Origin of the sequence: Bacillus cereus group sp. MYBK227-1 (assembly GCF_051916325.1) — a bacterium.
GTDB classification, from domain to species: domain Bacteria; phylum Bacillota; class Bacilli; order Bacillales; family Bacillaceae_G; genus Bacillus_A; species Bacillus_A cereus.
The window spans coordinates 125,861-145,188 of record NZ_JBQAGK010000009.1 but is presented as its reverse complement, the minus strand read 5'-3'; the positions used below and the strand labels follow the sequence as shown (position 1 = coordinate 145,188).

Sequence of the window (19,328 nt, the reverse complement as noted above, 5' to 3'; positions counted from 1 at the left end):
TATATTAAATATCTTATATAACAAATTTAAAAGACAATATGCAAAATTGCATGAAAATTCTTTTAAATAAAAAAGAATCCTAGTCAATTAAACTAGGATTCTTGCTTTTCTATTATTTCTCTTGTGTTTTTTCCCAATCAGCTAAGAATTTCTCAATTCCTTGATCTGTTAATGGGTGCTTCACTAATGAAGCAATTACGTTTGCTGGGATTGTTGCAATATGTGCACCGTTTAATGCTGCGTCAGTTACGTGAACGCTGTGACGTACAGATGCTGCGATGATTTCTGTTTCGATACCATGAATTGCAAAGATTTCTGCGATTTGACGAATTAAATCCATACCGTTATGACCGATATCATCTAAACGACCTAAGAATGGTGAAACGTACGTTGCACCAGCACGAGCAGCAAGTAATGCTTGAACTGCTGAGAATACTAATGTAACGTTTGTACGAATTCCTAAATCAGAGAACGCTTTTACTGCTTTTAAACCTTCTGTTGTCATTGGAACTTTTACAACAACGTTTGGAGCAATCTTCGCTAATTCTTTTCCTTCTTCAATCATTTTATCAGCTTCTAAGCTAATTACTTCTGCACTTACAGGTCCTTCTACAACGTTGCAAATTTCACGAATGCGCTCGTGGAAATCTACGCCTTCTTTTGCTACAAGTGATGGATTTGTCGTTACTCCAGCTAATACGCCTAATTCATTTGCCTCTTTAATTTCGTTAATGTTTGCTGTATCAATAAAGAATTTCATTTGTTGTTCTTCCTTCCTAATTTTCATTTTATATTTATTTATTTTTCTTAATAAGCTCTAATTCAATCGGAATAGATTTGTCCACTTTTTTACCTTGTGTTATCTCTTTTGCTGTTTGCATCGCCTTCTCTCCGATTAATTCTGGTTTTTGAGCGACTGTTGCAGCCATACGCCCATCGTTAACCGCTTTCACAGCATCTTCTGTTGCATCAAATCCAACAACTACTACATCTGTTTTTCCAGCAGACTTCAATGCTTCAAGTGCACCTAATGCCATCTCGTCGTTATGAGCAAACACGGCTTTAATATCGCTATTTGCTTGCAAAATGTTTTCCATAACAGATAATCCTTTCGCTCTATCAAAATCAGCCGCTTGTTTGGCAACTACTTTTAAAGACTTATCGGCTACGTTATGGAATCCTTTCCCACGTTCACGAGCAGCAGACGATCCAGGGATTCCTTCTAACTCAGCAACGTTTGCTCCTTCGCCGACTAATTCACGAATGTAATCACTAGCCATTTGACCACCTTCGATATTATTAGATGCAATGTGAGAAACAACCTTACCTGAATTCGCAACGCGGTCTACTGTAATAACAGGAACATTTGCTGCGTTTGCTGCACTTACTGCTGAAGCAACAGCATCTGAATCGGTCGGATTAATAACAACTACATCGACACCCTTTTGAATTAAATCTTCAACATCGTTCGTTTGCTTTGCTGCATCATTTTGCGCATCAACAGCAATCAATTCGATGCCACTATCTTTCGCTTTCTTTTCTGCCCCCTTTTTCAAAGTTACAAAGAAGGGATTATTTAAAGTTGAAACAGAGAATCCAACTTTAATAGTTTTATTTCGACCTTTATCGCTAGAATCCTTTGCCCATTCTGGCGGTTCCATTGAACAACCAGCAGTAATGACCATAATACATGCAACGAGTATAAGTAACCATTTCTTCATGAACTGTCCCTCCATTACGCTTCTTTTCTACGATCAATTAATACAGCTAATAAGATTACAAGTCCTTTTACAACTTGTTGGAAGAAAGAAGATACACCTAATAAATTTAAACCGTTATTTAGTACACCGATAATAAGTACACCGATGAATGTACCAACAATCCATCCTCTTCCCCCAGAAAGACTTGTTCCACCTAATACAACTGCTGCAATTGCATCTAATTCATAAGAAGTACCTGCAGTCGGCTGTGCAGAATCTAATCGTGATGTTAAGACAATACCTGCAAGCGCTGCCAAAATTCCGGAAAGACCGTAAATCATTACTTTAATTCTCGTAACATTAATACCTGATAGTGCTGCTGCTTCTTCATTTCCACCAATTGCAAATGTACGGCGACCAAATGTCGTTTTCTTCAAAATGAAGTACAGTACTGCGAAAGCGATCATCATTGTAACAGCGGGTACCGGAATACCAAGAAAATAACCGCGGCCAAACATTTGGAACATTAAATGATCACCAAGACCAGTGATCGGACGTCCGTCCATATAAACAAGCGTCAACCCACGAAAAATAGTCATTGTTGCTAAAGTTGCAATAAATGGAGCTACTTTTCCTTTCGCAATGATGATACCGTTTACAATTCCCATTACAAGACCTGCTAATAGTCCAACTGCCATTGCAAGGAACGGATCCATGCCACTTGCCATCATTCCAGCAACAAGTGCACTTGATAATGCTAAAATAGAACCTACCGATAAGTCAATACCCCCTGTTAAAATTACGAAGGTCATTCCAAATGCAATAAGCGCATTAATCGATACTTGACGCAGTATATTAAATAAATTTGGAATTTCAATGAACGCTGGATTTAAAGCTGTAATTACGACGATAATTAATACTAAACCGATTAAAGAACCGAGTTGTTGTAATACATTCCCCTTCTTAGCCATCCTTACTCTCCCCCTGTAGCTAGTGCCATAATAGACTCTTGTGATGCCTCATCTTTCCCTAAAATTCCGCCGACTTTTCCTTCATGAATAACAAGAACTCGATCACTCATCCCTAAAACTTCCGGAAGCTCAGATGATACCATAATAACGGCATCGCCTTGCTCTGTAAGCTTATTCATAATAGAGTAAATTTCTTTTTTCGCTCCAACATCGACACCTCTTGTTGGCTCATCTAAAATGAGTAATTGCGGATGAATGCCTAGCCATTTTGCGATTACAATCTTTTGCTGATTTCCACCAGAAAGAGATTTCACTGCCTGCTCTCCGCTAGATGCTTTCACATTAAGAAGCTTCATCATATCCTCTGTAAACTGTTGTTCTAGCTCATTGCTTAGAACACTTCCCTTTGAAAGATTTTCTAAATTCGGTAAAGCTAAATTTTCTCGAATTGAAAAATCTAACACTAATCCTTCAGACTTTCTATCTTCTGTAATGAAAGCAATTCTTTGTCTAATTGCATCTATTGGACTATCAATCTTTACTTCTTGTCCATTTATAAAAATTTGTCCAGAGTCTAAAGGTTCATAACCAAATATCGCTTTCATAATATCAGTGCGACCAGCCCCCATCAAACCAGCTACACCAAGGATTTCACCTTTCCTCACTTGAAACGAAACATTTTCAAATTTCCCTTTCTTCGTTCCATTACGCATTTCAAAAATGACATCACCAATTTGACTATTTCGCTCTGGGTAACGTTCACCAATGCTGCGCCCCACCATCATACTCACTACTTCATCAAATGATGTTTCTGGAATTAATCTCTTTCCCACGTATTCTCCATCACGCAAAATCGTAATAGCATCACATATTGAGAAAATCTCTTCCATACGATGCGAAATGTACACGAATGAAACACCTTCTTTACGTAACTTATTGATTACTGTAAAGAGCGTTTCGATTTCACGATCCGTCAGTGCCGCAGTAGGTTCATCCATAATAATAACGCTCGCGTTTGTCATTAATGCTTTCGCAATTTCGATAATTTGCTGTTGTCCAACCGATAATTCCTCTGCTAACATAGCGCCTCTTACATGCAGCCCTAGCTCTGCTAGTTGCTGCTGCGCAATCGCGTTCATTTGTCGAGTGCGTAAAATACCTGTTTTCCCATACATTAACTCTTTACCGAGAAACATATTTTCAGCTACTGTTAAATTCGGCAATATGTTTAGTTCTTGATGTATAAATGCGATGCCGTACTCTTCAGCTTCTTTCGCATTTTTAAAGGTGCGCTCTTGCCCATCAATCTTGATTGTCCCACCATCTTTTTTGTATACACCTGTTAAAATCTTCATGAGCGTTGATTTACCCGCTCCATTTTCCCCCATCAATGCATGGACTTCTCCTGTTTCAATCATAAACTGTGCATTCTTCAAAACAGGATTGCCATTGAACGCCTTTGAAATGTTTTTCATTTCAATATGCATTCCCATCACTTCCCTTTATTAAAAAATCACGCCTGCATGTAAAATTACATTTGCATAAGGCGTAGCCTCGCCTGTACGAATAATTGCCTTCGCTTTCTTTGTATGCTCTTTAAATTGTTCATGAGATACATACTCAAATGCTGGCTCTATTAATTTCCGTTCGATCTCTTTATTTACTTCTGCATTATTTATAATGACTTCTTCTGCTAACGTCACTTTTTCGATTGCCATATCATCAGCTACAACTTGTAACACCTCTAAAAAACTCGGTTTTCCAATCTCAACAGCTAAATCAATTCGTTTTACTCCGTCAGGAATTGGTAAACCGCAATCAGCAATTACAACCGTATCTGTATGCCCAAGTGAAGCAAGGACTGCCGCGATTTCACTGTTTAATACACCATGCTTTTTCATCCAACAATCACCTGCACTTCACGTACTCGATCTCTCGTTGGCATACCGCCCTGTGCCCCAAGTTTCGTTACAGAAAGACCACCGGCAATATTCGCGAAACGAATTGCTTTTTGAAGTGTCTCTCCTTCAGAAAGTGCAACTGCTAACGCACCATTAAATGTATCACCAGCTCCAGTTGTATCCACTACATCAACAGCAATGCTAGGAACATGTACAATCTCTGTTCCATTATGGAAACGAACACCGTTAGAACCTTCTGTCATCAATAATTTATTTGGATACTTCGCCAATAAATCTTCAATTGGTGATGTAAAATCATCTAATACGATGCGGCACTCATGTTCATTTGGCGTAATATAAGTTGCTTTTTCTAAAATTTCTTCTGATAAAACTTGTGCTGGCGCTGGATTCAACATAACAGGAATATTATGTTCCTCACAAATAGCCAATACATATTTTACTGTTTCAAGTGGAATTTCTAGTTGAAGAACAACCATATCCGCTTTTACAAGAAGGTCTTTGGAGCGATCTACAACTGACTTATTTACAAGAGCATTTGCCCCTTGTACGACAACAATACTGTTATCTTCTTCTGCTAAAACGATATGAGCAATTCCTGTCGTTCTATCTGTAACCGGTACCACATAATCGATAAAAATGCGTTCGTTCTCTAAATTTTTTCTAACTACTGTTCCATAATCATCATTTCCTACCGCTCCAACCATTGCTACATTTGCTCCTAACCTAGCTGCAGCAACTGCTTGGTTTGCCCCTTTCCCTCCTGGGATTGTATGAAACGCTTCACCAATTACTGTTTCTCCTGCTTTCGGCCGTTTTTTTGAAACAGCCACTAAGTCCATTGAAATGCTTCCTACTACTGCAATATTTGGCATCTGTTTCATCTCCTTACTTCGTTGTATTTCGTTCTATAATTTCAATTGGCAAACGATAGTGTTTCTCTTCTAATGTATTTCCTTCCATTTGCTCTAACAACAACTCTGTTGCAATTTTCCCCATTTCATATATCGGTTGTGCAACTGTTGTAATAGATGGATACATCATTTCCGTTAAAGAAATGCCATCAAATCCGATAATTTGTAAATCATCTGGAATGGCAATCCCCTTTTGAAGTGCAGCCTTTACAATACCAATCGCAATTAAATCATTCCCAGCAACAATACCATCAATATGCGGGTATTCTTCTAATAATTCCATCGCTACACGCTCACTATTTGCTGGCTCAAACGTACTCTCCGCAATCATATACGAAAGATTATTTTGCGTAATAACGTCTACAAAACCTTCAAAACGTTCATTTGCAGTACTCACATCACGTGGTCCGCGAATATGTGCAATATGTTTACATCCTTTATCTAGTAACAACTTTGTCGCAGCCTGACTTCCTGCATAGTTATCTGCATATACAGTAGGAATACGCTCATTAAACATACGGTCAATCGCAACAACCGGAACAGATAAATTCATGTAATTAACACTATTTTGTGGATTCGTTGCTACAATAAATCCATCTACATTATTTTGTCTAAGTACATCAATGTATTGTTTCTCTTTTTCTAAACTTTCATCAGAGTTACAAAGAACAACTGTGTAACCTTGTTTATGTGCTACATCTTCTACGGCACGTGCAACTTCTGGAAAGAACGGATTCACGATATTCGGAACAACTAAGCCAATTAAACGAGACTTTTTATTATACAGTGAACGCGCTACTGTACTAGGCTTATAATCTAACATCTCTATTGCACGCTCTACCTTTTTTAATGTATCTTCATGAACATATCCATTTTTATTTAGAACTCTGGAAACGGTCGCAACAGATACTCCCGCTAATTTCGCAACGTCTTTAATCGTACTCATTCTCTTTTCTCCTCATTTCATGTAACCGTTTACAGAAAATAATATAACGTATTTCTAAAAATACGTCAATCATTTCTCACTAAAAAGCTTTTAAGGTTATACTCAAAAAAACACCGCCATAAGGCGATGCTTCTTCATTACGAGTATGATACAGTTTTTTCTTTTTCTTCAACAGCAGGCTCTTCAGCATCTTTTTTACGATCTGATAGTTTAATTTTTTGTAAGAAAATCGTAAAGATGGCACCTACTACGATAAATACTAATCCTGTTAAGAATACAGTATGAAGCGAGTCTACTAAAGAGTTTTTCAAAATAGGTACAATGCTGTTAGCAAACGCTTCTGGCATTTGTTTTAATGCCTCTGGGCTAAATAGCATCGAATATAAACCTTGTGGATCTGTGTGAATCATATCTTTAAATTTCGTTACCATTTGTCCCGCTTCTTTCGGGAATGTATCTAATACAGGTACTAATTTATTTGTTAACGTTGTACCTGAAGTGTTATTCATAATTGATCCTAAAATTGTAATACCAAATGTTCCACCAATTTGACGGAAGAACTGACTTGATGACGTTACGACACCAAGGTCTTTTTTCGGGAAGCTTTCTTGTAACGCTAATGTTAATGTCGGCATTACAAGACCCATTCCTAAACCGATAACCATCATATAAGAAGTAGCTGTAAGCTTCGTTGTGTGCATATCCATCGTTGTTAATAACCAAAAACCACCGGCCATAATAAGCATACCTGCGATAATTTGTGGTTTTACACCAACTTTTAATACAAGTTGCCCACCGATAATACTCATTACAATCATTGTAATCATCATTGGAGTCATAATTGTTCCTGATTCAGCAGCACTTACTCCTACAATACCTTGCATGAAGAATGGTACGAACATAATCGCGCCGAACATTCCAATACTCATAAAGAATCCAATCGCATTCAGTATTGTAAATGTGCGATTTTTAAAGAAATGCATTGGTAAAATCGGCTCTTCAGCTTTCGTTTCAACAATAACAAAGCTAACGATACCAATTACAGCTAGTGCGAATAAACCGATAATTTGCCAAGAATCCCATGCATAATCTTTTCCGCCAAACGTTAGCGCAAGTAATAAACTTACAACACCTAGAATCATCGTAAAGATTCCAGCGATATCAATTTTAATTGGTCCTGTTTGTTTATGTGATTTTAATCCCATTGCAATAAAGATTGTTGCTAAAATACCAACCGGTAAGTTAATGTAGAATACCCATCTCCAGTTCACTGCATCTACAATCCAACCACCAACTTGCGGTCCAATTACAGAAGCAAGACCGTATAACGCACCAAAAATACCTTGCCATTTCGCACGTTCTTTTCCCGTGAACATATCTCCAATAATAATCATAGCCATTGGCATCATAATACCGCCACCAAGACCTTGAATACCACGGAAAATAATTAATTCTGTCATACCATTCGCCATACCACATAACGCCGAACCAATCATGAAAATAACTAGCCCTGTTATATATACGTTACGACGACCAAGTAAATCCGCTAATTTACCTGCAATTGGTACAACTGTCGTTGATGTTAACATATAAGCTGTCGTTAACCATGTCATTAAACTTAATCCGCCTAGGTCACCGACGATACGTGGCATTGCTGTACCAACAATTGTTCCATCTAATGCAGCAAATAGCATCGCGATTACTAAACCGATTAACAACAACTTTCTATTTTGATTTTCTTGTTGCTCCATGTAATCTCCTCAATTCCTCTTAGTTATTCTCTTTTTTCTCTTGTGTCCCGCAAATAATGGTTTCTAACTTCTCAAAGAGACGTAATAAATCTTCTCTTTCTTGCAACTCTAAATGTGAAAAGTATTTTGCAATATGCTCGTTGCGAGCTGTCATTGCCTCTTCTACTCTAGCTTTCCCCTTTTTCGTTAACTCGATGATGACAACACGACGGTCATCTTTGTCGTGATAGCGTTCTACAAGTTCTTGATCGATTAGACGATCAATCATCACTGTAATCGCGCTAGGCTTCACATACATCTTTTTTGCTAATGTTGTCGCTCTTGAAGCCCCATAATGATCTAAAATCTTTAAAATATAAAACTGCGGTGGTGTAAGTCCTGTTGCTTGCATTTGTTCTAATAACTCCGTCTGCATTTTCTTTCCAATCGAAAAGGCAAGAGCTTGAATTTTATCGATATGCGTCATATCATTTGGCATGTTATCCACCTCTTATTTAAACAATAAAATATTTAACGTATTTAAATATTAATCCCGCGAACAAAATCCGTCAATACTTTTATTCATAAAAACGTTTACATTTTTGTCACAAAGTTGTATAATTTTCGACGAAGTTAATATTGACAGTCACGGAGAAACGGAGTACACGGCTATGAATCATAAAAAAGGAAACTTTTTTATATTTCATGGCCTTTTTATATTCTCTGTCTTAAAACGCTTCGAATTAATTAGGGGAGGATTTTCATTTTATGTTTTTCACACAATTATTTAAACCTGCGCCCCACGCGGAACGCTTACCAGCTGATCGCGTTGATAGCGAATACCGTAAATTACGTTTACAAGTATTCTTAGGTATCTTCATCGGTTATGCAGGCTACTACTTTGTTCGAAAAAACTTTTCACTAGCAATGCCATACTTAATCGAGCAAGGCTTTAGTAAAGGGGAACTTGGGGTTATCCTTTCAGCAGTTTCTATTGCTTACGGATTAAGTAAATTTCTTATGGGTATCGTATCCGATCGTTGTAATCCTCGCTACTTTTTAGCAGCTGGGCTATTTTTATCAGGTATCATTAATATTATTTTCGGCTCATTTTCTTTCATTACAACGAGCATTATACTTATGTTTGTACTTCAGTTTTTAAATGGATGGGTACAAGGTATGGGATGGCCTCCTTGTGGTCGTACGATGGTTCACTGGTTCTCTATTAGCGAACGTGGTACAAAAATGTCTATTTGGAACGTCGCTCATAATGTTGGCGGAGCGCTTATGCCTTCCCTTGTAACATTAGGCTTATACTTCTTCGCAGATGACTGGAAAAGTATTTTTTACTTCCCAGGTATTCTTTCAATTTTAGTTGGTATTTATGTATTAATTACGATGAAAGATACACCTCAATCTTGTGGACTACCTTCTATTGAAGAACATACTGGGGAATATCCACCAGATGAGAAAGTAAAAGATCGCGAACGCGAACTTTCAGTAAAGGAAATTTTATTTAAATACGTATTAAACAATAAGTTTTTATGGTACATCGCTATTGCGAACGTTTTCGTATATTTCGTACGTTACGGCGTTGTAGACTGGGCTCCTACTTATTTAGTAGAAGAAAAAAGCTTTACTCATAGTAGCTCACGTACTGCTTACGCTCTATATGAATGGGCTGGTATTCCAGGTACACTTCTTTGCGGATGGATGAGTGATAAACTATTTAAAGGACGTCGTGCACCTGCTGGTATTCTATTTATGGTTGGTGTATTTATCGCAGTTCTTGTTTACTGGTTAAACCCTCCTGGTAATCCAATGGTTGATAGTATCGCACTTGTCGCAATTGGATTTTTAATTTACGGACCGGTTATGTTAATTGGTCTACACGCTCTAGATTTAGCACCAAAGAAAGCTGCTGGAACTGCAGCAGGCTTAACTGGATTCTTCGGTTACTTAGGCGGAGCAGCTTTCGCTAGTGCAGCTATGGGCTTTATCGTAGATGCATTCGGATGGGATGGCGGATTCATCTTATTACTTGCATCTTGCGTACTTGCAATGTTCTTCCTTGCTCTTACTTTAAATACAGGGTCAGTAAAATCAAAACAAGCTTAAATAATATATAACAAGCATAAAAATAGCTCTTAGCATTTACATACATGCTAAGAGCTATTTTTTATTTTCATTGCTGTTCCTACTAATGATAACAACCCATTCCTTCCCTACTATAAGATTAAAAGATTTGATGAAACACCTTTATTAAAACGGCTAACGTAACAGATGCAGCAAATCCCCCTAAACAAATAAGACTGACACCTTGGCTATATGACAAATTTTGAAATGATTTCATTACTTCCATCCTCCCTATCTCCCCTTTGATACTTTTATTTTACCAATGGGAAAAATTTCATAACATCGATTTCTCTAACAACTAACTTACAAATTTGTAAGTTAACATCTTTTCAACTTATATATCTAGTATTTCCACAAATAAGAGTCATTTATACATAAAAAAAGACCTCAGTTATACTAAGGTCTTCGTTACATTCTATTTCATTTTACAATCATCACTGGACATTTCACACGCTTTGCTATTTTATGACTTACACTTCCCAGCACCATTTCTTGCAGTGTATTGAGCCCTCTACTTCCAGCAATGACAAGATCTATATCTCCTGTATTCACATATTGAACAATTGTATCTCCAGGATCACCATGTAATATCGTAATTGTATAAGAAATGTTCTCTTTCTTTAATAAACCTTCAATCTCTTTTAATTTATCTTTTCGACTAGCTGATATTGTTTCTAAATCTGTTTGACCTTGTATAATATCTGATTTTGCCGTTCTATTATCTACTACGTACACAACTTCAACATTTGTTTCTTCGCTACATTTTGCAATATATGTTGCATGTTCCGCTGCTCGAAGTGCATGTTCAGAACCGTCACATGCTAATATAATTTGTTTGTACATATGCTGAATCCCCTTTTCGTTATCCTACTCGTATTATATAATAAAGCCCCCTAAAAAGGAGGCTTTTAACTAGCAATTCTTTTATTATAAGTAGCTAAATTTGCAACAAGTTTTGAGCTACGTTCATTTAATCCTGTTATACTTACTTTCACGCCACTTTGTTCATATTTCATAATAACTTTATCAATTGATGCCACTGCCGAATCATCCCATACGTGCGCATGAGTAAAGTTCATTTCGATTTCTTTTATATCTTCATCCAATGAAAAAGCATTTATAAAATCTGCTGTAGATGCAAAGAAGAGTTGACCGTGAATTTCGTATATTTTCTTATTTTCAATATATAAATGTTTCACGTGAATCTTTGCCATATTGAATGCAAATAAAACCGCACTAATTACTGTTCCGATAATTACACCTAATCCCAAATTATGAGTGATAAGAACGACCACGACTGTTACGATCATGACGAATGCGTTCCCTTTTGGCACTTTATGAATCGTTGCTACAGAGTTCCAATCAAACGTTCCGATTGAAACCATAATCATAACTGCAACTAAAGCTGCCATCGGAATATGAACGACATAATCTCCTAAAACGAATAGTAATACGATTAAAAATCCGCCCGCTACAAATGTTGATAGGCGACCTCGTCCACCTGATTTAATATTAATAACAGATTGACCGATCATTGCACAACCTGCCATTCCTCCGAAGAAACCAGCAACAATGTTTGCGATCCCTTGTCCACGTGCCTCTTTATGCTTATTACTTTCCGTATGCGTCATATCATCTAAAACTGAAGCTGTTAATAATGATTCTAGTAAACCGATAATTGCAAGCATAACTGCATAAGGTAAAATAATCCCTAATGTCTCAAGTGTAAAAGGCACGTCAGGAATACTAAAGAACGGTAATTCTTTCGGCAGGCTTCCCATATCTCCTACTGTTTTCAACTGTAATCCGCTCATAAGTGCAATACTCGTCACAATAATAATTGAAATAAGCGTAGAAGGTACAGCCGTTGTAATACGTGGAAATAAATATATAATTGCAAGTCCTAATACAACGAGTGCATACATTTGCCAAGTTGCATTTTTAAAATGTGGCAATTGCGCTGTAAAAACTAAAATTCCAAGTGAATTTAAAAAACCACTCATAACAGATTTCGGAACAAACTTCATAAATGAGCTCAGTTTGAACACGCCAAAAATAATCTGGACAATACCTGTTAATATTGTTGTAGCAAATAAATATTGCAAACCATGATCTTTAACAAGCGTTACCATTAATAATGCCATTGCACCTGTTGCAGCTGAAATCATTCCAGTTCTTCCGCCAACAAATGAAATGGTAACTGCAATACAAAAGGCTGCGTATAGTCCAACTGTCGGATCCACGCCTGCAATAACAGAGAAGGCTATCGCTTCAGGGATTAACGCTAAAGCAACGACAATTCCTGATAACACGTCCCCTTTCACATTAGAAAACCAGTCATTTTTTATCGTTTGAAACAAAATATCACTCCTCTACTCCTTTATAATTTGATTTTCTCCATAAGAAAATCTAGCCGACTGCACGAAAGCTATTATATAACGAGTAGAAGATTTTTTGCTATGTAAAAGTTTCCTAAAAATGATATTACCTTCGTAGCTTCTTTTTTAGGAAACTTTAAATATACTATCACCTATTGTTGATTTAACGTACAATGATTTCGGATTCTACAGTATGTCAAATGAAGAAAACTTTGTTTGGATGGATGAAAAATGCACATGTAATTTAGTTCATTTAAAGTTCTATAGATATTTCCACTTCATATATGAGGTTTAGTTTGGATAGTTTAGGGTTAGAGGAGTTTATACTAATTTAATGAAAATAGTAAGAGCACTCTTTCGAGTGCTCATTTTATGCAGATACAGTTGCTTTATCCTTACGGAATATACCCATTAACCCACCGATTAATAGTAATACGCCTGGTAATAAGTAAATTATAGAAATACAAATAAATCCACCGATAGCAGCCACAGTCATCATAATACCGCCAACCTTCGCTTTACTTCTTACCATAACAGATCCAACAATTCCTAAGATTGATAGAGCCACAGCTCCCCAACCTAAACCAATAACAGTATTTGCTCCATCAGCTTCAAAAGCAGCTCCCATACCGCCGATCAATAAAGCAACAAATGCACAAATAATACCAAAAATACCTCCAATAAGACCTAATACAAATTCAGCTGTTCTTTTCATTTCAATCTCTCCTTATTTAGCAACTTCAAATTCAAATTTCACTGATTTCTCGTCAAATGTAAATGTAGGTTTAAATGTACCAACAAACTTATCGCCTTCTGGTACATCAAATAACATTTTGTTTGTAATTTGGTTACCTGGCGCAATATTTTCATTTATAAACGTATTTTCCCCACCAAAGTACTCTTTGAATTGGTTGCCGTTAGTATCAGCAATTTTTAATTCAGAAGTTCCAAAATATATATCTTTTTTGCCATTATTTTTAGCGTTAAAAGCGATTTCTAGTACTTTCCCTTTTTCAGCTTTTACGTATTCGTTAGGCTCAACGAATTTAGCTGAACTGAAAGTAAGTTGTAGACCATTAACTTCTACAGTATCTCCAATTTTATAAATCTTGCTTTCAGCTTTTTCCTTTTTATCTTTCTTTTCAGCCTGTTTAGGAGCATCGTTTTTACTCACTTCTTTAACTTCAGTTTCACCACAAGCAGATAAACTAAAAGCAAGTGCACCTGTTAAAGCAATAGTACCCAATTTTTTATACATTCTTTTTCCTCCGATTATGTAAAATGTAAGATTTTCGAAACTATCATAACAGAAACAGTTACAACTTTTTTGTCATATTTTGTCGAGGAAAATAAAAAAAGACGCTATATCAGTAGCATCTTTTCTCATTTCATTAATGTCCACCGTGTCCTTGACCACTTTCCTGAACAATTTCTAACCTCTCATCTAGTATTCCTTGTGTTTCAAATGAAATATCACTCGTACTTCCTAATAAGAAACCGTGATTATATGGTCCAAGTGTTGGATCATCTTTAAACTTCGGCTGAATGCTTGCAAGGAAGTCATACACTGGTTGTGAAGCTTTACCTTCTTCTAATAATACAGCAGGTGCGTGTTTACCCATATGTGAAAAAGGTGCCCCAGCAACTGCTAAATCTGGTGTTTTGCTTGAAACAAATGATAAACCGTGACCAGGTTTTGTGAATCCCCAGCCAAATTTTGTTTTTTCATCTTTAAACTTAGCGAACGCAATCGAGTTTTCTGTAGGGGTCTCTCCACTAATACGCGTTACTTTCCCGTATTTGCTTAGCTCTTTTTCTACTTCTTTTGAAACAATTTTTTCTGGCCCTAATACATATATATTTGCTTTATCTTTTCTCATTTTTAATGCCTCTATTGTCGCTTCTGGCACCTTATCTTTTTCTGTATATAAAAGCGGTTCTGGCATATGAGAAATCCAGTTTACAGCTGGTGTTGTATATAAACGTCCTTCTTCTTCAGACGAACCAATAATAACACTATTTGGGTAGCTTCCTGTTATATCGGCATACTCCTTATCAACATCCTTCGCAAATATAGCTGGATCTGTTTCTTTTATTTGTTTTACTTTATAACCTTTTAATTGCTCAAGCGCGCTAGTACCTACATCCCCCATCACCATAATTTGTGTTCCATCTTTCGTTCCGATTGGATTTAATCGTTTTATTTCTTTTAACGTCATTTCCGGTATCTTTTCTTTTTCTATAAATAAAATCGGCCCGTTATTCGGATGATGAATAAGGTCTGCACTCGCAATACCTAATTGCCACTCGCTTGCTGGTACTAAAATAACAGCACCTGGCTGGTTCTCCTTATGAGTTGCTGGCCATATCGTTTGTGAAGTTAATACTGCCATTTGCAAAGGGTCGTTTGTGTTTAATCTCGTTACATTTTTTAAACTTGTCGTTAATAAATCATTAGATGCACCTTGGTTCATTTCTTTTGGCGCCGTTACCTCCTGATTCATTTTCATTTCCTTTTGCTCTGTTTTCTTCTCTTTTGTAGATTCATGGTTTTTATGGTCTGTATTCGTTTGTCCGCATGCAGCAAGACCAACTACTGTAATTATTGTTATCCCAAAAATTCGGGTCATTTTTTTCACTATACCGCCTCCGTATTAATCATTTTTGAGCCAATATGATTACCTAAAATGTAATTTCAACTCCACAATAACAAGCAATTCTGAAGAAATTATGCAGACACATCATAATCTGCACCATTTCTTCATGATTTTGCATTACACTTTAAGTAACGATTATAAATATGGAGGGCTCTCTATGATTGATATACTGCTCGTAGACGATGAACCGAGAATGCTTGAATTATTAACGCTTTATCTTACACCAATTGGATATAACTGCGTAAGTGCGACTTCAGGAGAAGAAGCTATTTTACATATAGAAAATCGAAACTTTAAATTTGTTTTACTCGATATTATGATGCCAAAGATGGACGGATGGGAAACGTGCAAAAAAATCCGATCTTTTAGTAACATTCCTATTATTATGGTTACAGCTCGTGATCAAACAGTAGATGTCGTTCAAGGATTAAAAATTGGAGCCGATGATTACGTAACGAAACCTTTCCATGAAGAAGAACTTTTCGCAAGAATTGAAGCCGTTTTAAGACGTACAAATGAACATAAACAAATCCAATATCACGGTATTGTATGGGATGAAACAAAACACTTCGTTTCTGTCCATAATGAAGAACTCCTTCTCACACCAATTGAATTTTCTTTACTCGGATTATTTTTACGCCATGTGAACTACGTATTAAACCGTGATCAGCTCATCGAACGAATTTGGGGGTTAAACACAAATACAGAAGATCGCACAGTCGATTCACATATTCGTAATTTACGTGATAAATTGCGAAAAGCAAATTTCCCTATTGATCATCATTTAAAAACCGTGTATGGAATAGGTTATCGATGGATTGATACTGAACAGTAAGGGGCAAAACGATGAAACGAATTTCAATTCAATTCGGATTTTATTTTTTAATTGTTACACTTTTAATTGAAAGTGTTCTCTTTATTTTGCTCTATTATAGTCTTGTAAACACTAGAGTAAATGAAGAAATGACAGCTTTATTAAAGCGAGGAAATAGTCATCGAGATGTACTTGAAAAATATTACGATGAGCAAACCATCTCTCACGTAGCATTAATGGAATCTGAAGCTGAAACAACTGTCGTTATTACAAATGCAAATAAAGAAATACTAGCTAAATCTAACGAAATAAACACGACTATAAACGATCATATTAGTAAAATGCAAACTCGAACAGACCATAATGGAGCGATTATAGAAAATCATTGGAAAACATCTAATTATATATGTACAGTTAGCCCCATTGTAGTAGATGGAAAACATGAAGGCTATGTGTACATGTTTCTTGGAACAGAATCAATTGAAAAGTTAGTTAATGGATTAACAAAACAATTCATTATTGCTGGTGCCATCACATTTCTACTCACAGTCATCACAATTTTCCTATTATCACGTTTATTAACAAAACCATTGTTACACATGAAACATGCAACTGAAAAAATGAGTAAAGGCGATTTGTCCGTTTCGTTAACGACTACTCGTAATGATGAAATTGGTGAACTGGCATCATCTATTCAAACGCTCGCAAATGATTTGCATTATATGAAAACAGAGCGAAGTGAATTTCTAGCAAGTGTTGCTCACGAATTACGAACACCATTAACATACGTAAGAGGTTATGCTGACATTGCTTTAAAAGAAAGTACCCCTCCTGAACAACGTTTGCGATATTTATCAATTATAAAAGACGAGTCTGATTACATTACGAACTTAGTTCAAGATTTATTTTCACTTGCACAAATGGAACAACATAACTTTTCTATTCAAGTAAAGGAAGTGCATTTACACACCTTCTTTACTCGCATAGCTGAAAAAGTAAACGCCATGTATAAAGAAAGATATATTAAAGTTTCTTTCTCTTGTCCTCCTACACTGCTAGTAAACTTAGATGAACAGCGATTTGAACAAGTTATAGTAAACATTTTAAATAACGCTTATAGACATTCAAAAGAACATTCTCATATAAACATTTCTATTACAGAAGAACATAAACGTATCTCCATTACAATTGAAGATGAAGGCGAAGGTATTCCACCTGAAGACCTCCCTCACATTTTTGACCGCTTTTACCGTGTCGATAAAGCAAGAACACGATCTACAGGCGGAACTGGTTTAGGGCTATCTATCGTAAAAGAAATTGTAGAACTACACGACGGAAATATTACTGTAACGAGCGAAGTCGATTACGGGTCTTGCTTTATCATTTCATTGCCATCTATAAAGAAACACGACTACCATCAGTAGTCGTGTTTCTTTATCCCGCATTAACGGGCAGTAAGACCCCTACATCAAAATTCAGCGGAAGCAAAGAAGTTAGGTGGGGGATCAACTGCCCGTAAAAGCCCGATTGGTTCAACTAATAATCAGTGGGAGATGAACAAAACCCCCACTGATTAAAGTTTCACTTTATCATTTTACTTTATAATATAAATTTACAAATTGCCCAAAACGTTTCGTATCCGTCAAAGTTAAATTAATTTCTGGGTTCTTGTCTTGAAATAACGGAACTCCAGAACCTAATATATGCGGTGTAATCGTAACAACATATTCATCAATTAGATTATTCTTAAAGAATTCTCTCAGTAGCTCTCCTCCACCAACCATCCATATTTTAGACCCTTCTTGTGCTTTTAACCTTTTTGTAAACTCCACTACATCTTCATTTACAAATTCCACGTTTCCGTCTGAACCTTTTTCTGAACGAGAAAAAACATAACATGCTTTATCTAAGTACGGGAATGTTTCCGTATGCTCTACTACATAATCGTACGTTTTCTTTCCCATAATTATTGTATCAATCGTTTCGTACATTTCTGTATAACCATTATCTCCCTCTCCTTCCGTTTCCATTAACCACTCTAAATCATCATTTTCTTTCGCAATATATCCATCTAAACTCGCCGCTATAAATAAAACTATTTCACGTGACATATCTTTTCCTCCTTGTATCTCATCTTGATAACATATGATGTAAACAATATACTAACAATAAAACATGACAATTTATGTCACGTTAAAAAGAAAAGGTGATACATTTGTCAAAAGCTAAACGCTTATTAGATATTCTTATATTTGCTTCTGCGAAAAAAACATTTACAGCTCAAGAAATAGCTGATGAATTTAATATTTCCGTTCGTACGGTTCATAGATACATTTTAGATTTAAGTGATATGGGGTTGCCCATTTACGCAGAACAAGGTCGTAACGGCGGCTATAAAGTATTAACGAATAGAGTAATTCCGCCTATTTTATTTACGGAAGAAGAAGCAGTCTCTATCTTTTTTGCTTTTCAATCTTTAAGTTACTATCGCGACTTACCTTTTAACACAGAAATCAATTCCGTTACACATAAACTGTATAGCTCCCTACAACATGATGCGAAAGTGAAAGTTGATAAAATACGTTCTTATATCGCCTTTTGGAATCCGAAGAGAACAATTGAGACCCCACTTTTAAACGAAGTGTTAACAGCGGCTATTGAAAATAAAAATTTACACTTTCAATACGAATCTAAATCAGGGATAAAAACAAAACATGTTCATCCGATTGGTGTATATGCTCACGACGGGTTATGGTACTTACCGTCCTATGACTTCGGTAGAAAAAAAGTATTACTGTATCGCATCGATCGTATTCTTTCCATATTATCAACGGAAGAAAATGAGGATACATTCATGAATTTAGAAGAGTGGTTTGCCTCTAACTCTAACGTAGTACACATCCCTACTCAGTTACATGTTTTACTGACAACAGAAGGCGTACGCCAATGTAAAAGCGTTCCTTATCTTGAGGAATTCGTTATAGTAAACGAGGATGGGACAGGATATATAAATTCAACAATTGATAAAGGTGAAATTAATTTTATTACGCCTTTATTTTATAGACTCGGAAAAGATGCAAAAGTTTTAGAACCGAAAGAATTGATAGATGGTTTACGTATGCGTGCGAAAGAAGTTTTAAGTATGTATGAAGACTAAAAAGGC

The 19,328-nt window shown here is 36.3% G+C and carries 20 protein-coding genes; 4 read left to right on the top strand and 16 right to left on the bottom strand.

All coding sequences use genetic code 11. The features are described 5' to 3' along the window. Positions 1 to 112 precede the first annotated feature (112 nt). The 9 genes from fsa to ACTFRM_RS26995 all read right to left on the bottom strand — a co-directional run bounded on the left by fsa (position 113) and on the right by ACTFRM_RS26995 (position 8,679). Positions 113 to 760 (bottom strand): fructose-6-phosphate aldolase, encoded by a 648-nt coding sequence (gene fsa / locus ACTFRM_RS27035; RefSeq protein ID WP_000667670.1) that lies wholly within the window; start codon positions 758 to 760, stop codon positions 113 to 115. Positions 761 to 794: 34 nt separating this feature from the next. Beyond that, positions 795 to 1,721, bottom strand: coding sequence for a ribose ABC transporter substrate-binding protein RbsB (gene rbsB, locus ACTFRM_RS27030; protein ID WP_000758976.1), 927 nt, complete (start codon positions 1,719 to 1,721; stop codon positions 795 to 797). A 14-nt stretch (positions 1,722 to 1,735) separates the two neighbouring features. Further along, positions 1,736 to 2,671, bottom strand: a complete 936-nt coding sequence (locus ACTFRM_RS27025; protein WP_001074641.1) for an ABC transporter permease subunit — start codon at positions 2,669 to 2,671, stop codon at positions 1,736 to 1,738. 2 nt (positions 2,672 to 2,673) lie between these two features. Further along, a complete protein-coding gene (rbsA, locus tag ACTFRM_RS27020) occupies positions 2,674 to 4,158 on the bottom strand; it encodes a ribose ABC transporter ATP-binding protein RbsA (RefSeq protein WP_000546778.1) in 1,485 nt (494 codons plus the stop codon). 18 nt (positions 4,159 to 4,176) lie between these two features. Continuing rightward, positions 4,177 to 4,572: a D-ribose pyranase gene (rbsD, locus tag ACTFRM_RS27015; RefSeq protein WP_000716152.1), complete on the bottom strand. Its 396-nt coding sequence runs from the start codon at positions 4,570 to 4,572 to the stop codon at positions 4,177 to 4,179. Then, positions 4,569 to 5,465 (bottom strand): ribokinase, encoded by an 897-nt coding sequence (gene rbsK / locus ACTFRM_RS27010; protein WP_001132865.1) that lies wholly within the window; start codon positions 5,463 to 5,465, stop codon positions 4,569 to 4,571. The genes rbsD and rbsK overlap by 4 nt, the downstream gene beginning before the upstream one ends. A gap of 13 nt (positions 5,466 to 5,478) precedes the next feature. Further along, entirely contained in the window at positions 5,479 to 6,450 is a 972-nt protein-coding gene (rbsR, locus tag ACTFRM_RS27005) for a ribose operon transcriptional repressor RbsR (RefSeq protein ID WP_000104051.1), read from the bottom strand. 137 nt (positions 6,451 to 6,587) lie between these two features. Then, positions 6,588 to 8,201: an MDR family MFS transporter gene (locus ACTFRM_RS27000; protein ID WP_000437647.1), complete on the bottom strand. Its 1,614-nt coding sequence runs from the start codon at positions 8,199 to 8,201 to the stop codon at positions 6,588 to 6,590. A 19-nt stretch (positions 8,202 to 8,220) separates the two neighbouring features. After that, positions 8,221 to 8,679 (bottom strand): MarR family winged helix-turn-helix transcriptional regulator, encoded by a 459-nt coding sequence (locus ACTFRM_RS26995; RefSeq protein ID WP_001132365.1) that lies wholly within the window; start codon positions 8,677 to 8,679, stop codon positions 8,221 to 8,223. Between the two features lie 269 nt (positions 8,680 to 8,948). Between ACTFRM_RS26995 and glpT the strand changes: the two genes are divergently transcribed. Beyond that, positions 8,949 to 10,298, top strand: a complete 1,350-nt coding sequence (glpT, locus tag ACTFRM_RS26990; RefSeq protein ID WP_000466385.1) for a glycerol-3-phosphate transporter — start codon at positions 8,949 to 8,951, stop codon at positions 10,296 to 10,298. Between the two features lie 118 nt (positions 10,299 to 10,416). Here the strand turns inward: glpT and ACTFRM_RS26985 are convergent, their stop codons facing one another. The 6 genes from ACTFRM_RS26985 to ACTFRM_RS26960 form a co-directional block, all read right to left on the bottom strand. Continuing rightward, positions 10,417 to 10,533, bottom strand: a complete 117-nt coding sequence (locus ACTFRM_RS26985) for a DUF4027 family protein (RefSeq protein ID WP_000834733.1) — start codon at positions 10,531 to 10,533, stop codon at positions 10,417 to 10,419. A gap of 203 nt (positions 10,534 to 10,736) precedes the next feature. Continuing rightward, positions 10,737 to 11,159 (bottom strand): universal stress protein, encoded by a 423-nt coding sequence (locus ACTFRM_RS26980; RefSeq protein ID WP_000277999.1) that lies wholly within the window; start codon positions 11,157 to 11,159, stop codon positions 10,737 to 10,739. 65 nt (positions 11,160 to 11,224) lie between these two features. Next, positions 11,225 to 12,676, bottom strand: a complete 1,452-nt coding sequence (locus ACTFRM_RS26975; protein WP_000487893.1) for a SulP family inorganic anion transporter — start codon at positions 12,674 to 12,676, stop codon at positions 11,225 to 11,227. 388 nt (positions 12,677 to 13,064) lie between these two features. Then, positions 13,065 to 13,409, bottom strand: a complete 345-nt coding sequence (locus ACTFRM_RS26970; protein ID WP_000831286.1) for a DUF4064 domain-containing protein — start codon at positions 13,407 to 13,409, stop codon at positions 13,065 to 13,067. A 12-nt stretch (positions 13,410 to 13,421) separates the two neighbouring features. After that, entirely contained in the window at positions 13,422 to 13,952 is a 531-nt protein-coding gene (locus ACTFRM_RS26965; protein WP_000277062.1) for a DUF4352 domain-containing protein, read from the bottom strand. Between the two features lie 133 nt (positions 13,953 to 14,085). Continuing rightward, the gene (locus ACTFRM_RS26960) at positions 14,086 to 15,333 is read right to left on the bottom strand and encodes a cell wall-binding repeat-containing protein (RefSeq protein WP_065382252.1); all 1,248 of its coding nucleotides are present in this window, start codon (positions 15,331 to 15,333) and stop codon (positions 14,086 to 14,088) included. Between the two features lie 175 nt (positions 15,334 to 15,508). Between ACTFRM_RS26960 and ACTFRM_RS26955 the strand changes: the two genes are divergently transcribed. Then, positions 15,509 to 16,186, top strand: coding sequence for a response regulator transcription factor (locus ACTFRM_RS26955; RefSeq protein WP_173600767.1), 678 nt, complete (start codon positions 15,509 to 15,511; stop codon positions 16,184 to 16,186). 11 nt (positions 16,187 to 16,197) lie between these two features. Beyond that, positions 16,198 to 17,589, top strand: a complete 1,392-nt coding sequence (locus tag ACTFRM_RS26950; RefSeq protein WP_173600768.1) for a sensor histidine kinase — start codon at positions 16,198 to 16,200, stop codon at positions 17,587 to 17,589. Between the two features lie 165 nt (positions 17,590 to 17,754). Here the strand turns inward: ACTFRM_RS26950 and ACTFRM_RS26945 are convergent, their stop codons facing one another. Beyond that, positions 17,755 to 18,276 carry a dihydrofolate reductase family protein gene (locus ACTFRM_RS26945; RefSeq protein ID WP_000085781.1) on the bottom strand — a complete coding sequence of 174 codons (522 nt, stop codon included), beginning with the start codon at positions 18,274 to 18,276 and terminating at the stop codon, positions 17,755 to 17,757. A 104-nt stretch (positions 18,277 to 18,380) separates the two neighbouring features. Here ACTFRM_RS26945 and ACTFRM_RS26940 point away from each other — a divergent pair, with 104 nt between their 5' ends. Beyond that, positions 18,381 to 19,322, top strand: a complete 942-nt coding sequence (locus tag ACTFRM_RS26940; protein ID WP_065223128.1) for a helix-turn-helix transcriptional regulator — start codon at positions 18,381 to 18,383, stop codon at positions 19,320 to 19,322. Positions 19,323 to 19,328: the final 6 nt, after the last annotated feature.